The organism is Blautia sp. HCP3S3_D9, assembly GCF_052063845.1.
GTDB lineage: Bacteria > Bacillota > Clostridia > Lachnospirales > Lachnospiraceae > Blautia_A.
The window spans coordinates 1-13,432 of record NZ_JBQHWS010000003.1 but is presented as its reverse complement, the minus strand read 5'-3'; the positions used below and the strand labels follow the sequence as shown (position 1 = coordinate 13,432).

Below are 13,432 nucleotides of genomic sequence, written 5' to 3'. Positions count from 1 at the left end.
ATACTTGTTGTCAGGCGAGTCAAACATACAAATTATAAATCTTTTATCAGTTTCAAAATATTCTGTCCGTCTACATATTCATATAAAACTTCATCCATCATTTCCTTAACCAGAAAAATCCCCAATCCACCAATTTTTCTTTCTTCTATATCCAGGGTAACATCCGGATCTTTATTTTCTAACGGATTATAAGGAATACCTCTGTCTATAAAAACCAGTTCCAGTCTCTTTGGAGAATCTTCTATCTCAACCTGTACCGTTGCCTCTCCACTTCCTGGTGCATAAGCATAATACGCAATATTGCTGAATATCTCATCTATCACAATATCAATCTCCATCTGCACTTTCATAGAGCATTCATTTTTTTCCAATATAGAATTCACAAAATCAGTAACTAACGCTATATTTTCTATTTTGGCTTCTGCTGTAATACTTTTCAAATTCACTTCTCCTCCTTCACAATATTCTAAAAAAGGATTCTGTTATAACTCCAGAATCCCCTTTTTTGTATTTATTCGATTGTCAGTATGTCTACAAAACCTGTGATCTCAAACACTTCCTGTATAACATCACTGACATGGATCAATTTCATACTTCCTTTTGCATTCATAAGTTTCTGTATCTTCAGAATGACACGCAGACCAGCCGATGAAATATATTCAAGCCCTGCAAAATCAAGTACAAGCTCCTGCGTATTCGCTAATTCTTTCCCGGCAAAAGCATCCAGTTCCGGAGCTGTTGCTGTATCTAATCTTCCGGTCAGAAATACTGTATCCTTTGTTCCTTCATTTTTCTTTTCGATTGTTAAGCTCATTGTTTCTCCCTCCATTTTCAGATAATTGAGCAATTATAATTTCTTATAATACTTGTTCTAACTATATCATTTATATATTAAATCTGAAAAGTACTTTTTATTATTATTTAGAGTTTCTCATTTGCATTTTCTCAATATTTTGGTAATTATTTAACAATTTCCGCAAATACTTTATATTTTCTTATTTATTTCATACAATATTATTTATTTTTTCCACATGTAATGGTACAATACAAAAAAAGCTAATGTACGGAAAGTACCATGCTTTACAAGGGAGGTTTTATTATGAATCAGGAAAACATGACAAAAGTCTATGCCAACAGCGACAGTCGTATTCAGCTTAAGGTAATTCCAGGACATTTCGTAACATCTCAGTCCCATATCACGCATTACCTTGATCTCACAACCATGAAATCAAGAACTGCTGAAGCCCAGCGTATTGCACACGAACTTGCTTCCAATTATGAAGTTTCTACTCCAATTGATACTATCATCTGCATGGACGGACTGGAAGTAATTGGTGCATATCTTTCAGAAGAACTTACCAAAGCCGGAATCTTCTCCATGAACGCACACCAGACAATTTACGTGATCACACCTGAATTCGGTAATTCCGGACAACTTATCTTCCGTGATAATTATCAGCCAATGATCAAGGGTAAAAATATCCTGATCCTGAACGGTTCTATCACCACTGGTTCTACTTTATCCAAGACAATTGAAAGTGTCCTTTATTATGGTGGAATTATCCGTGGTGTTGCAGCTATTTTCAGCAGAGTAGAAAGCGTTGCTTCTCTCCCTGTACATGCCATTTTCAACGCCAAAGATGTACCGAATTACCATTCCTATCCATCCAACAACTGTCCAATGTGCCAGAAAAAACAGAAAATTGACGCACTGGTCAGCGGTTATGGATATTCTGCATTGTAGAAAAACATCCTAAAACAGAATTTGTTTCTTAAAAATAAAACTATCCTGAACAAGCAACAAAGCCAAACAGCCTTGTACTTGTCAGGATAGTTTCTTTCTTATATTTTATTTCTTTATCGTGCCATTCGGTAAATCTCCGCCATATCACTCTGACAAAGCACTTTTGCAGATCCCAGGCAAGGCGAGTAACCCATAACATACTTTATCTTTTCTACAATTTGAATATAAATTACAAGCATTTTTCTTTCTATACGCCAAAAAGCACCTCTTATTGAGGTGCCTCATGTAGCAGGGCTACAAGGATTCGAACCTTGAACTGACGGAGTCAGAGTCCGTTGCCTTACCGTTTGGCGATAGCCCTTTATATTTTGTTTTCGCTACTTCGTTCGCGACAATGAGTATTATATATTAGTCTTCCGGAAAATGCAACCCCTTTTTTGAAATTTTTTTAATTTTTTTTATTTTTCTTCAAAAAAGCGAAAATACCGCCTATTTCAGGGACTTTTTTTATGTATTCCGGGTAAAATTATGCTATAATCAAGAAAACCTTGCTGCATTCACTTAGGATTAACAATTCATCATTCTATGATGACCATAGAACTGCAGCCGAAATTCTTCAGTGCTTCATTCCCTGACTGGTTCCGCGATATAATACGGTTTCCCCAACCTTATTAGTTGAAGTGCTGACACTCATTCTCGTCTGCGTACAAAAAACGACGAAAATATAAAAAAAGAAATTTTAATAATAATACACTCTTTACAATGAGACATTATTATTAACAAAAAAGGAGAGCTTATTATGAGAGCAAATAACCTTACTCTGCTCACAGACCTTTATGAACTTACTATGATGCAGGGCTACTTTAAGAATCCGACAAATCAGACCGTTATCTTTGATATGTTCTATCGTATCAACCCATGCGGCGGCGCATTCGCCATCACTGCCGGACTGGAACAGATGATCGAATATATTGAGAATCTCCATTTCACAGACGAAGATATCGAATATCTGAGAAGCCTGAATATTTTTGCGGATGACTTCCTTGAATATTTAAGAAACTTCGAATTCACAGGTGATATCTATGCAATCCCTGAAGGAACTGTTGTATTCCCAAGAGAACCTCTTGTAAAAGTTGTTGCGCCGATCATGGAAGCACAGCTTGTAGAAACTGCCATTCTGAACATCATCAACCACCAGAGCCTTATCGCCACCAAAGCAGCCCGTGCCTGCCACGCAGCAAAAGGCGATGCGATCATGGAATTTGGTCTTCGACGTGCTCAGGGACCGGATGCCGGTATCTTTGGCGCCCGTGCCGCAGTCATCGGCGGATGTGCCGGTACTTCCTGCGTTCTCACAGGCAAAATGTTCGATGTACCGGTTCTTGGAACTCACGCACACAGCTGGATCATGAGCTTCCCGGATGAATATACCGCATTCAAAACCTATGCAAAACTTTATCCAAACGCATGCACCTTACTGGTAGACACTTACGATGTTCTGAAATCCGGTGTTCCGAATGCGATCCGCGTATTCGAAGAAATGCGAGAAGAGGGTATTCCACTTACCAGATACGGCATCCGTATCGACAGTGGTGACCTTGCTTACCTTTCCAAAGAAGCATACAAGATGCTTGCTGCTGCCGGATTTGACGATGCGATCATCTCCGCTTCCAGTGATCTGGATGAATACCTGATCGACAGCCTGAAAGCTCAGGATGCCAAGATCAACTCCTGGGGTGTCGGAACTAAACTTATCACTTCCGATGATAACCCGGCATTTGGCGGTGTATACAAACTTGCTGCAGTTAAAGATGCCGACAGCACAGAATTCACACCTAAGATCAAACTTTCCGAGAATACTGAAAAAGTTACCAACCCTGGAAATAAAACCGTATACCGTCTCTACAGCAAGAAAACCGGCAAGATCAAAGCGGACCTTATCTGCCTTACTGATGAGAAATTAGATGCGGACGAGAATATGGTTCTCTTTGACCCGATCGATACATGGAAAAAGACCAAAGTTCTGGGTGGAACTTATGAAATCCGTGAACTTCTCGTTCCGGTTATCAAAAAGGGTAAACGTGTCTACGAATCTCCATCTGTTATGGAACTCCGTGACTACTGCCAGAAAGAGCAGAATACTCTCTGGGATGAATCCAGACGTTTCGCAAATCCGCAGAAAGTCTATGTAGACCTGTCCCAGAAACTATGGGAACTGAAAAAAGACCTGCTTGAAGAAATGAGTGAGAAATCTCTCGACTGATAAAATAATCCACATAAAAGCCCCCATTCCCTCATAGACATAAAAGAGAAAGGGGGCTTTTCTTATGAATCTGTATACTCGTCTGATCAACAAAGACCATCCTCTGCCACCAGACTATGTTCCTGAAAATCTGACTGACATCGGAATTCCATTTGATGCACCCTGCGGAGATTCCAAACGGCTTCTGGAAATCCGCACCGCCCATGCAGTGCTTACACTGATACAGGCAGCACAGAAAGAGTCTCTGGTCATTACCGGAGTCTCCGGCTACCGTTCCTACAAACGCCAGCAGAAACTCTCCACCGGGAATCCTTACATCGCAGCTCCGGGCACCAGTGAGCACCAAAGCGGACTCGCACTGGACGTCTCATGTCCATCAATTCAATACCAGCTCATCCCGGAATTTGCTGAAACCCCTGAGGGAAAATGGCTCAAACGAAATGCTTCTCTCTACGGCTTCATTATCCGCTACCCTGCAAACAAAGAATCCGTCACAGGTATCCCCTGGGAACCTTGGCATATCCGCTATGTAACCCGCCCACTTGCCGGGTGCCTCACACTGACCGGACTTACTCTTGAAGAATACTACTCTACTTTTGGTGCTCCTTTACAAAATCCCGAACCAAAACTTCCATAAATCAAAAGCTACGATTTCTATTCTTTGTCATGACTTAACTACTATAATTATCAATTTACTCCGGCAATCTTTTTCACACGATCACTTAAAATGTATCATAATATCACAGATCTCGCTTTTCGTGCCAACACGCATGTTTGGTCCGAAAAGCCCTACCCCGGAGGTAACAATACTGTGCATATTATCTTTTTTCAAATATCCACATGCATTCTCCCACATCAGCTTAATCGTAAGATTTCCCGGGAAAAGCTGTCCGTCATGGGTATGTCCACACAGATCCGCATCCACGCCTGCATCCGCCAGCTCCTGCAGTTCTCTCGGCTCATGATCGATCACCAGCACTGGCAATGACAGATCCATATCTGCCGTAATCTCCTGCGGACTCTTTCTCTCATCAATCCCACGTCCCGGTCTCTCATAATCCGGTCTTCCATACAGATAAAAAGAATTATCAATCAACGTATACTCATCTCTGAGAAGTGTAATTCCTGCTTTCTCCAGAAACTTATCCATCTTCACAGAGCTCTCTTTCTTCTCCTTACCGCCAAAAGTAAATCCCGCCAGAATTTTCTCCTGAATATCATGATTTCCATAACATGCATATACACCATACTTTGACTGAATCCCTCTCAGGATCGCCGCCAGTCTGTCCGGATTCTCCAGTGCCTCATATTCATTGTCAAAAATATCTCCGGCAACCACGACCAGATCCGGGTTCTGCGCATTGATCTTCTCCACCATCTTCTCCATATGGCGGCAGCCGATATTATATCCCAGATGAAGATCTGCGATCAGCACCACATTCAGCGAGTCCAGATTCCCCGCTTTCTTATCAATGGAAATATCATACTTCGTTGTCTGTATATTTCCTGCATTGATCATTCCATAAATACTGACCGTCGTAATGATCACCGCACAGACCACTCCCACTACAGCAGTTCCCACATTTCCAAAAAGCAATGCTCTGCCCGGAAAATTCAGATTCTTCAGAGGATACTTCAATAATAATCTCAAACCATCCGCAATTCCCACCGTCATGATCGTATATACCAGCACGCCGAGCCAGTAGTTACTCAGAAGCTTCATAAATCTCCGAAATCCCGAAGCCGGCGCCATAAACGCAATCAATATACTGAACACTACAAACAAATAGATAAGTCCAATTCCTCTGCATACCCACACATTCTGGAAAACGACGTGCAATACCCGTATCCAGTTCAGGGTTCTCAGCAGAATATAGATACACACCAGCAGATAAACCGGTGCCAGATAGATTGCTATCATATATTCATTTCTCCTCTCCGTTGTTCTTTACCAGGCAGATACCACGCATAACTTGTGATACCTTCCCCTGTATTTGGATTTTTTGATGAATAAATCTGATCAGCCATAAATATGATCAGCAATGCCGCACACAATGGAACAGCAATTCTGTAACTGATCTTTCTGAACAGATTATCCATCAATGGTGCCGCAATGTATACAAAAGCCATTCCGCCCACGCCAAATACCAGCAGTCCTTCTGCACAGATCCTGCCATTAAGATTCAGAAAATATCCACTGTAATCCCACAAAGGAAAATGCAAAGAACAGCAGAATCAGTGATGTGATCGAATATCTGCGAAGATAATGCAGATAATCCAGTTTATGGTTCTTTTCACTTTCAGAAATTGTAAACAATCTTGATGGATATTCTTCCCCACGGATCATTGCCCACATGGAGTCGATCTTCATCTTACGTTCTTCATCAGCTACATACAACTCTTCGTCTTTTCTGTTGAACACTGTAATTCCAAACATTTTTGCCAGAAAAGCCCTGATACCAGTTAAAGGCACCCTATGTTCCGGCATGTTCTCCAATTCTACCACATCCGCATAAGCAGTCTGTAATGTCTCAAGTCTGGCAAATACCCCTCTGCGCCTTCCTGTGTTTCACCTTCCAAAGCTTTGTCTACCGCAGTTGTTGCCCTCTCTCTGTAAATGCTTGGCATGAAATTCATGGTAAACTCCTCCCCGATAAAGGATGCCAGCATACACACTGCCAAAAGCAGAATATAATGCTTCTTCACAATCTGCCAGGCATTTTTCTTCATTTCTTTTCTCGTTTTCATGATATCTCCTCAACGTATAAATCATTTTGAAAACAATTCATCAACTTTATAACTGTTCCTTTATTATACAAAAAAGAATCTCCAGTTGCTACCATTCGCTCCTGAAGATTCTCTTAATTTATTATGAAGATTTATACTCATTTACATCTATTCTGCAATATTTTTGATATGATCATATTCGAGCTTTAAAGTAACTTCTACTTATCCTTCTGTTTCATATAAACCATATATTGCAACGCACTTACTGTTCCATCTGCCGTCCCAGAAAACCACTTGCAGTCCTGATCAGCATTTTTTCTGATTCACCCATCACATCTCTCTCGTTCTTCCCCAGAAGAAGTACTGATCCCACAGCGTCCCCTGCACTGATGATCGGCTGCATGATCTGGGAATACAGCGGTTCTCTCTGCTCCTGCGTCACCGGAATCCTGCTTCTGTCATTCCCATTGGCAAACACTGAACCTCTCTCTGAAATCGTTTCCTCAAGAGCCTTACTGATCGGCTTTCCCACATATTCTCTGCTTCCCTGTCCTGCTGCCGCAACTACCTGATCATGATCCGTAATGCAGGCCACCATCCCACTGGACTGTGCCAGCGCCTCCGCATATTCCTTTGCAAAAACATTCAGCTCCCCGATAGGTGAATACTTTTTCAGAATAATCTCACCCTCCCGGTCTGTAAAAATCTCCAGCGGAGTTCCTTCTTTTATCCGTAATGTTCTTCTGATTTCCTTAGGAATGACCACACGTCCCAGGTCATCAATACGCCGAACGATTCCTGTAGCTTTCATGCACTTTTCTTCCTCCTGTTTTTCTTTTTATCGAAGTTTACTGTCTTTGTATCCTTCAGTTTCCATATCATGTGTTGTATGGTTATTATGTGGAAAAACAGGGAGAATATACATCTCTGTATTTACAAAAAATGCCATTTAACAGCAGCCAAGCAGCTATTTTCCGGAAAGTAATTCCATCAGTTCCTCTCTGGTGAAACTGCCACCGTTCAGTCCTTCGCCCTCCAGGATCTGATCCGCCAGTTCACGTTTCTTTTCCTGCAGCTTCAGGATATTTTCTTCAATCGTATCTTTCACGATCAACTTGTATACATTTACCACATTCTTCTGCCCGATTCTGTGTGCCCGGTCCGTTGCCTGATTCTGCACTGCCAGGTTCCACCACGGGTCAAAATGGATTACAATATCCGCTGCCGTCAGATTCAGACCGGTTCCTCCTGCTTTCAGAGAAATGCAGAATACCTGCGTCTCGTCTTTGTTAAAGTTCTCTACCATCTGGGCACGTTTCTCCTTGCTTGTAGAACCAGTCAGCATATAATAGCTGATCTTCTCCTCTTCAAGACGCTTTGCAAGATGGTCAAGCATTGTCGTAAACTGCGAAAACAACAGAATCTTATGTCCACTCTCCACTGCATTGCTGATCATATTCAGACACATGTCCACTTTTGCAGAATCGGCTTTGTAATCTGCGAAAACAAGCGACGGATCACAACAGATCTGGCGCAGTTTTGTCAGCTCTGCCAGGATCGTAATCTTCGAAGTTTTAAACTCTTCTTCCGACTGCTTATCCAGCATCAGCATCATACGCTTTACATGTGCATCATAAAGCTTCTGCTGCTCTCCGGTAAACTGTACAAACATATTCTCTTCCAACTTATCCGGCAGATCTGTAAGTACTTCTTTCTTCAATCTTCGAAGTACAAACGGCCGGATCATTTTCTGCAGACGTTTCATGGCGTCTTCATCTGAATTCTGAACTGCCGGAATTTCCACTTCTTCACGGAACTTCTTATAACTGTAAAGAAAACCAGGCATCAGATAATCAAAAATACTCCACAGCTCACTCAGACGATTCTCCACCGGAGTTCCGGTAAGTGCCAGTCTGAAGTCTGCCTGAACTTCTTTTACCGCTTTCGCAGCCTGTGTATTTGCATTCTTAATGTACTGAGCTTCATCAATAATTTCACATCTGAACTTATATCCCTCATATTCACTAATATCTCTTTTCAGCAGATCATATGAGGTAAGAAGTATATCTTCAGTACCCGCTTCTGCCAGAATCTTTTTTCTTTCTGCCGCAGTTCCAGTTACCATCTTCGCTGTCAGTTTCGGTGCAAATCGCTGAATCTCACTGCTCCAGTTATAAACCAGTGATGCCGGTGCTACAACCAAAGCATTTCTCTGCTTCTTTTTATACTGTTCATTTACATCTCCTACTGTTTCATTTTTCAGTCCGGCTTTATTCTCCGTCACATAAACATCTCTTTCCAGAAATTCCGACAGCAGAAATGCAATCACCTGCAGCGTTTTTCCAAGTCCCATGTCATCCGCAAGGATACCACCAAACCCATTATAATTCAGCGTCTTGATCCACAGAAATCCTCTCTTCTGATACTCCCGCAAAACTTTATCCAGAGTCTCCGGCACTTCGAAATCATTGTCCTCAATGGTCTTCATATTTCTGACCAGAGACTTAAACGATTTATCTTTCACTGCAGAAACAACCGGGTTCTCTTTCAACTGTGCATCCAGATACAATGCACGGTATTTCTGTACTTCAATTTTATCCTGCTTCATCTGCTTATCAGTCAACTGAAGTCCTGCTCTAAGTTCTTCAACCGTATCCAGACCTGACTCCGCAGCATTCACAAAAGCTCCGTTTTTCAGACGGTAGAACTTTTTCTTCTTATTGTATCTGGAAAGAATATCGATCAGTTCTTCCCTGGACATATCACCTGCTGTCATGCTCAGTTCCAGTAGATTTCCACTTAAGGAAACGCCAACTGTAACCTTCGGTGAATTCCTCACTTCAATTCTTTTCAGTGCATCAGAAATAAATACCTCGCCCACTGCCTGCAGTGCCGGAATTCCTTCTATCAGGAACTCATATTCTGATTCTTCATCATCAGCAATTACCGCACACTGTTCAAATGGATTAAATGCATTCGAATATTTATGGATCATATTTCTGACAATTGTTTCCTTATTCATATCGCGTGTCGCAATATCGTCCGTCGTATATAAGGAAAATTCCCTATCACCATATTTGACTGTAGCCTTACATGTAACCATATTTGACTGCGGTGCATCCAGATAAAACTGAAACTCCGGCTTGATCATTCCATAATTCTCCGGATGAAATTCAACCATCCTGCATTTAAAGAACTCCTGGATCACCGGTAAAAGTTCCTGACAAAACGCCGGCACATCCTTATTTTCTATGAACGCTTTCTCACCTGACATCGAGTCCAGACTGTCCAGAAAATCCTTAACCGGCAAAAGTTCTTCTACATTCTCAATATAAATCTTTTTATCATAAAAACAGATTTTATACTGTCCTGTATTTGCTGCACATACAAATTTGCTTACCTTCAGCTCAATTCCCTGTTTTGCACCTGTGATCGTTATTTTTCTTGGGAGATGTTCTCTGGTTATTTCCCATGTTTTATTTTTGGTTCCTATTGCCTCTCCATACAGTGTTTTTCCTTCCATCAAAAGCATAAACTCTGCCAGTTCATTCCCGGACAGATCCAGATGCCTTACTTTTTCCAGGCCTCCCATATAGTATCCATAGTAAGAAGAGGCTCTGTGAAACTGTCTGTTATTATTTACCCATTTACAGATAAATTTTGCAAGCGATTTAGATTCTTCGTCAAAAGATTCTATTGTATGAACAAACTGAAGATTTTTTCCATATTTGTAATCATCCTGATTTGCGATATGAGCATCAAAAGAAATTGCATCTTTCAACACATACATTTTATTTATTCCTATTTTAAATTCTACAGTAAATGTCCTTCCGTCAAAATCAAAATACGGTTCCAGCCTTACCTTTCCATAGGTGCTCCCTTGGATCAGTGGAAGAGACTTTGCAACTGCCTGCTTCTGCAGAAGCTGTGCCAGTTCAGGTGTAGTATGCATAGTGACTCCCTTTTTTACACCCTTTATATTATCCAGACTTTTCTCATCTATCTGCGACCACGTTGCCCGTTCCTTATATTCCAGTAAAACCGCCACACAATGTTTACAAAGTCCGTCATATTCTCCATATGCAGGACAGTCACAATAGAAACCATCTACTGTATCGTTTTCTTTATCTACAGAAACATCTACCTCGTAAATATTTCTTCCGCTCCCTTTTACAGAAGCTATGATCTCATCACTTGTGCCACAATCCTGAACATCCATGTCCAGAACTTTCCCCTCCAGATAAACGCTCTCTCCTCTTGCATAAACTCCGGCACCCGCCATATATTTTATCTGCGCATTTGTAATCATAATTTTGTTACCTCTTCCAGCCTTTGTAAAAAAAGAACCCCTCCACCAGGCAGCCTCAATCTCTGCTTAAAGTGAAGGGATTTCCTCATCCATCGCTATTTATTTTACACGATAACCTTTGCAACTGCAAGACCATAAACTTTAAATTCATCGCTTCCATTGCCATAGATCCAGCTTACCTCGCCTTCCGGTACCGGAAGTTCTGCGCTTTCTGTTCCGAAGTTCTGGTAAATATAGTATTTTGCATTTTCATTCTCTCTCACTGTGATCTCCAGTGCATCCGGGATTTCTCCTTTGATTCCACTGGAAACGCCGCTGTCTTTCAGCACTTTTCCAAGGAAGTCACTGTAGAACTCTTTATCAGCATCTGCTGCCACATACCATGCTTTACCCTTGCCATATTCATTCACCGTCAGGCAGGAAGTTCCTTCATAGAAATCACTTCCGTAAGTCATTAATGTACGTGCTCCGCGAAGCTCCACAAGATCACACAGATACTTACATGTATAAGTCTTATCCAGACCAAGTTCATTACTCTCTACAGGAACAAAAGAGTTCTCTTCCCAGTCATAAAGACCATCAATCTCAGCACTTCTGATTCCCAGTACATCCATCAGGCCATGTGGTGTTCCTTCCAGATAGCATCTGTCTGTGTCATCTGCGATTCCTGACCAGTAACTTGTGATCAGTGTACCGCCGTTTTCTACAAACGCACGAACCTTTTCTGCAAAACCTTCCTTAAACATATAAACCATCGGCAGAGCCAGTACTTTATATTTGTCCAGATCACAGGTCATATCGATCAAATCTACGTTAACACCCTGTTTACGGAAACCTCTGTAGAATTTCAGCATGGCTTCCAGATAATGAAGGCCTTTATTTCTCGGTCCCTGGCTGTCCTCCATAGCCCACTGGCTATCCCAGTCATAGATCATAGCCACCTGACTGCTCATAGTTGTTCCTGTCAGTTCCTGCAATTCTTTTAAAGCTGCTCCAACTTCAGAAACCTCTTTAAATACTCTTGTATCCTTCCCGCCGTAATGGTCGATCACTGCTCCGTGGAACTTCTCGGAAGCACCTCTGCTCTGACGAATCTGGAAGTAAAGAGATGCATCGCTTCCGTGTGCAATTGCCTGCATAGACTGTGCGAAAAGCATTCCCGGTTTCTTCAACTTACTGACGCTCTGCCAGTTAGTAGAACTCGGGCAGGACTCCATCTGTAAAAATGGCTTGTCCTTCAGGGAACGCATCAGGTCATGGCACATACCATTGTCATAAGCAGTATCGATCAGTGCTTCTTTATGCCACGTCGGATAAGTATCCCAGGAAACCACATCAATTTCTTTCGCAATCTTAAAGTAATCCAGACCGCCAAAATAATGCATCAGATTTGCAGTTGTCGGCAGCTCACTTCCGCCATCTCTCAGTGCTGCGATTTCATGGTGAATAAAGTCTGCTGTCTGATGAGTGACAAATCTCTTCCAGTCCAGATTCAGTGCATGAAGCTGAGTCTCACCAATCTTAGACGGACTTTCAATCTGGTCAAAGCTGTTATAAGTATGGCTCCAGAAAGTGGTACACCACTGATCATTCAGATTCTCAATAGTCTGATATTTCTCTCTCAGCCAGTTACGGAATGCCTCCTGACAAAGCGGGCAGTGGCATTCTCCACCGTACTCATTGGAAATATGCCACAGGATCACACCCGGATGTGTAGCAATTTCCTCTGCCATTTTTTTGTTAATGATATGGATCTTCTCTCTGTAAACCGGAGAAGTATAGCAGTGATTATGTCTGAATCCAAACAGTGCTCTGTGGCGTGTCTCATCTACACGAAGTACTTCCGGATATTTATCAGCCATCCATTTCGGTCTTGCACCAGATGGTGTAGACAGGATTGTGGAAATTCCTCTCTTATAAAGTTTATCAATGATCTCCTGCAGCCATCCAAAGTTAAATACGCCTTCTTCCGGTTCCAGTGTAGACCAGGAAAACATTCCCACACTTACTACATTGCAGCCGGATTCTTCCAGCATCTCAATATCTTTTTCCAGAATGTCCGGTCTCTTTAACCACTGCTCAGGATTGTAGTCGCCGCCATGGAGCAGCTTGTCAGTTCTAAAGTCCATACTTGTTCTCCTCTTTAAATCTCTATTCTCAGTCGTTTTCTCAGTCGTTTTCTCTTTCGTTATCATATTTAAGATTATTACTCACTCCATTTACCCAATGTCAGGATATTGATTTGTGAACAATAACCGTATAAGTTCAAGTATTCATTAACCTAGATTATTCACGGCACAGTCGTGAAAGTGGCTGAAAACCACATAGTTTCTATATTTTAACTGAATATTGCTTTTCACCTATCAGATGAATGAAAAAAGAGCATCCA

General features: G+C 41.7%; 12 protein-coding genes and 1 tRNA gene. 3 read left to right on the top strand and 10 right to left on the bottom strand.

What is annotated here, in order from left to right; genetic code table 11:
* Positions 1-32: 32 nt before the first annotated feature.
* Both ACTNES_RS01410 and ACTNES_RS01405 read right to left on the bottom strand, forming a co-directional pair.
* The gene (locus ACTNES_RS01410) at positions 33-446 is read right to left on the bottom strand and encodes an ATP-binding protein (protein WP_441038361.1); all 414 of its coding nucleotides are present in this window, start codon (positions 444-446) and stop codon (positions 33-35) included.
* A 65-nt stretch (positions 447-511) separates the two neighbouring features.
* On the bottom strand, positions 512-814 hold the full coding sequence (locus ACTNES_RS01405; RefSeq protein WP_291808663.1) for an STAS domain-containing protein: 303 nt from the start codon (positions 812-814) through the stop codon (positions 512-514).
* A gap of 285 nt (positions 815-1,099) precedes the next feature.
* Here ACTNES_RS01405 and ACTNES_RS01400 point away from each other — a divergent pair, with 285 nt between their 5' ends.
* Complete coding sequence (locus ACTNES_RS01400) at positions 1,100-1,744, top strand: orotate phosphoribosyltransferase (RefSeq protein WP_216460842.1); 645 nt, start codon at positions 1,100-1,102, stop codon at positions 1,742-1,744.
* 289 nt (positions 1,745-2,033) lie between these two features.
* Here ACTNES_RS01400 and ACTNES_RS01395 read toward each other — a convergent pair.
* A tRNA-Gln gene (locus tag ACTNES_RS01395) sits at positions 2,034-2,105 on the bottom strand.
* 438 nt (positions 2,106-2,543) lie between these two features.
* On the opposite strand from ACTNES_RS01395, the gene ACTNES_RS01390 reads away from it, so the two are divergent.
* Together ACTNES_RS01390 and ACTNES_RS01385 are read left to right on the top strand one after the other, a co-directional pair.
* Complete coding sequence (locus ACTNES_RS01390; RefSeq protein ID WP_441038360.1) at positions 2,544-4,007, top strand: nicotinate phosphoribosyltransferase; 1,464 nt, start codon at positions 2,544-2,546, stop codon at positions 4,005-4,007.
* 64 nt (positions 4,008-4,071) lie between these two features.
* Positions 4,072-4,644, top strand: coding sequence for a M15 family metallopeptidase (locus ACTNES_RS01385; RefSeq protein WP_291808658.1), 573 nt, complete (start codon positions 4,072-4,074; stop codon positions 4,642-4,644).
* An 81-nt stretch (positions 4,645-4,725) separates the two neighbouring features.
* On the opposite strand, the gene ACTNES_RS01380 is transcribed toward ACTNES_RS01385, so the two are convergent.
* The 7 genes from ACTNES_RS01380 to ACTNES_RS01350 form a co-directional block, all read right to left on the bottom strand.
* Positions 4,726-5,928, bottom strand: coding sequence for a metallophosphoesterase (locus ACTNES_RS01380; RefSeq protein WP_291808656.1), 1,203 nt, complete (start codon positions 5,926-5,928; stop codon positions 4,726-4,728).
* A complete protein-coding gene (locus ACTNES_RS01375; protein ID WP_291808655.1) occupies positions 5,925-6,218 on the bottom strand; it encodes a putative ABC transporter permease in 294 nt (97 codons plus the stop codon). The genes ACTNES_RS01380 and ACTNES_RS01375 overlap by 4 nt, the downstream gene beginning before the upstream one ends.
* Positions 6,184-6,495, bottom strand: coding sequence for a hypothetical protein (locus ACTNES_RS01370; protein WP_291808652.1), 312 nt, complete (start codon positions 6,493-6,495; stop codon positions 6,184-6,186). The genes ACTNES_RS01375 and ACTNES_RS01370 overlap by 35 nt, the downstream gene beginning before the upstream one ends.
* A gap of 11 nt (positions 6,496-6,506) precedes the next feature.
* Positions 6,507-6,755, bottom strand: coding sequence for a hypothetical protein (locus ACTNES_RS01365; RefSeq protein WP_441038359.1), 249 nt, complete (start codon positions 6,753-6,755; stop codon positions 6,507-6,509).
* A 241-nt stretch (positions 6,756-6,996) separates the two neighbouring features.
* Positions 6,997-7,545: a stage V sporulation protein T gene (spoVT, locus tag ACTNES_RS01360; protein WP_216460847.1), complete on the bottom strand. Its 549-nt coding sequence runs from the start codon at positions 7,543-7,545 to the stop codon at positions 6,997-6,999.
* Positions 7,546-7,701: 156 nt separating this feature from the next.
* Complete coding sequence (locus ACTNES_RS01355) at positions 7,702-11,043, bottom strand: SNF2 helicase associated domain-containing protein (RefSeq protein ID WP_441038358.1); 3,342 nt, start codon at positions 11,041-11,043, stop codon at positions 7,702-7,704.
* Positions 11,044-11,147: 104 nt separating this feature from the next.
* The gene (locus ACTNES_RS01350; RefSeq protein WP_441038357.1) at positions 11,148-13,172 is read right to left on the bottom strand and encodes a beta-galactosidase; all 2,025 of its coding nucleotides are present in this window, start codon (positions 13,170-13,172) and stop codon (positions 11,148-11,150) included.
* Between the last annotated feature and the right edge of the window lie 260 nt (positions 13,173-13,432).

Excerpts from the sequence above, each read along its gene's own strand:
- ACTNES_RS01405 (WP_291808663.1), bottom strand. The coding sequence starts at position 814 with ATGAGCTTAACAATCGAAAAGAAAAATGAAGGAACAAAGGATACAGTA.
- ACTNES_RS01400 (WP_216460842.1), top strand. The coding sequence starts at position 1,100 with ATGAATCAGGAAAACATGACAAAAGTCTATGCCAACAGCGACAGTCGT.
- ACTNES_RS01390 (WP_441038360.1), top strand. The coding sequence starts at position 2,544 with ATGAGAGCAAATAACCTTACTCTGCTCACAGACCTTTATGAACTTACT.
- ACTNES_RS01385 (WP_291808658.1), top strand. The coding sequence starts at position 4,072 with ATGAATCTGTATACTCGTCTGATCAACAAAGACCATCCTCTGCCACCA.
- ACTNES_RS01380 (WP_291808656.1), bottom strand. The coding sequence starts at position 5,928 with ATGATAGCAATCTATCTGGCACCGGTTTATCTGCTGGTGTGTATCTAT.
- ACTNES_RS01370 (WP_291808652.1), bottom strand. The coding sequence starts at position 6,495 with ATGCCGGAACATAGGGTGCCTTTAACTGGTATCAGGGCTTTTCTGGCA.
- ACTNES_RS01365 (WP_441038359.1), bottom strand. The coding sequence starts at position 6,755 with ATGAAAACGAGAAAAGAAATGAAGAAAAATGCCTGGCAGATTGTGAAG.
- spoVT (WP_216460847.1), bottom strand. The coding sequence starts at position 7,545 with ATGAAAGCTACAGGAATCGTTCGGCGTATTGATGACCTGGGACGTGTG.
- ACTNES_RS01355 (WP_441038358.1), bottom strand. The coding sequence starts at position 11,043 with ATGATTACAAATGCGCAGATAAAATATATGGCGGGTGCCGGAGTTTAT.
- ACTNES_RS01350 (WP_441038357.1), bottom strand. The coding sequence starts at position 13,172 with ATGGACTTTAGAACTGACAAGCTGCTCCATGGCGGCGACTACAATCCT.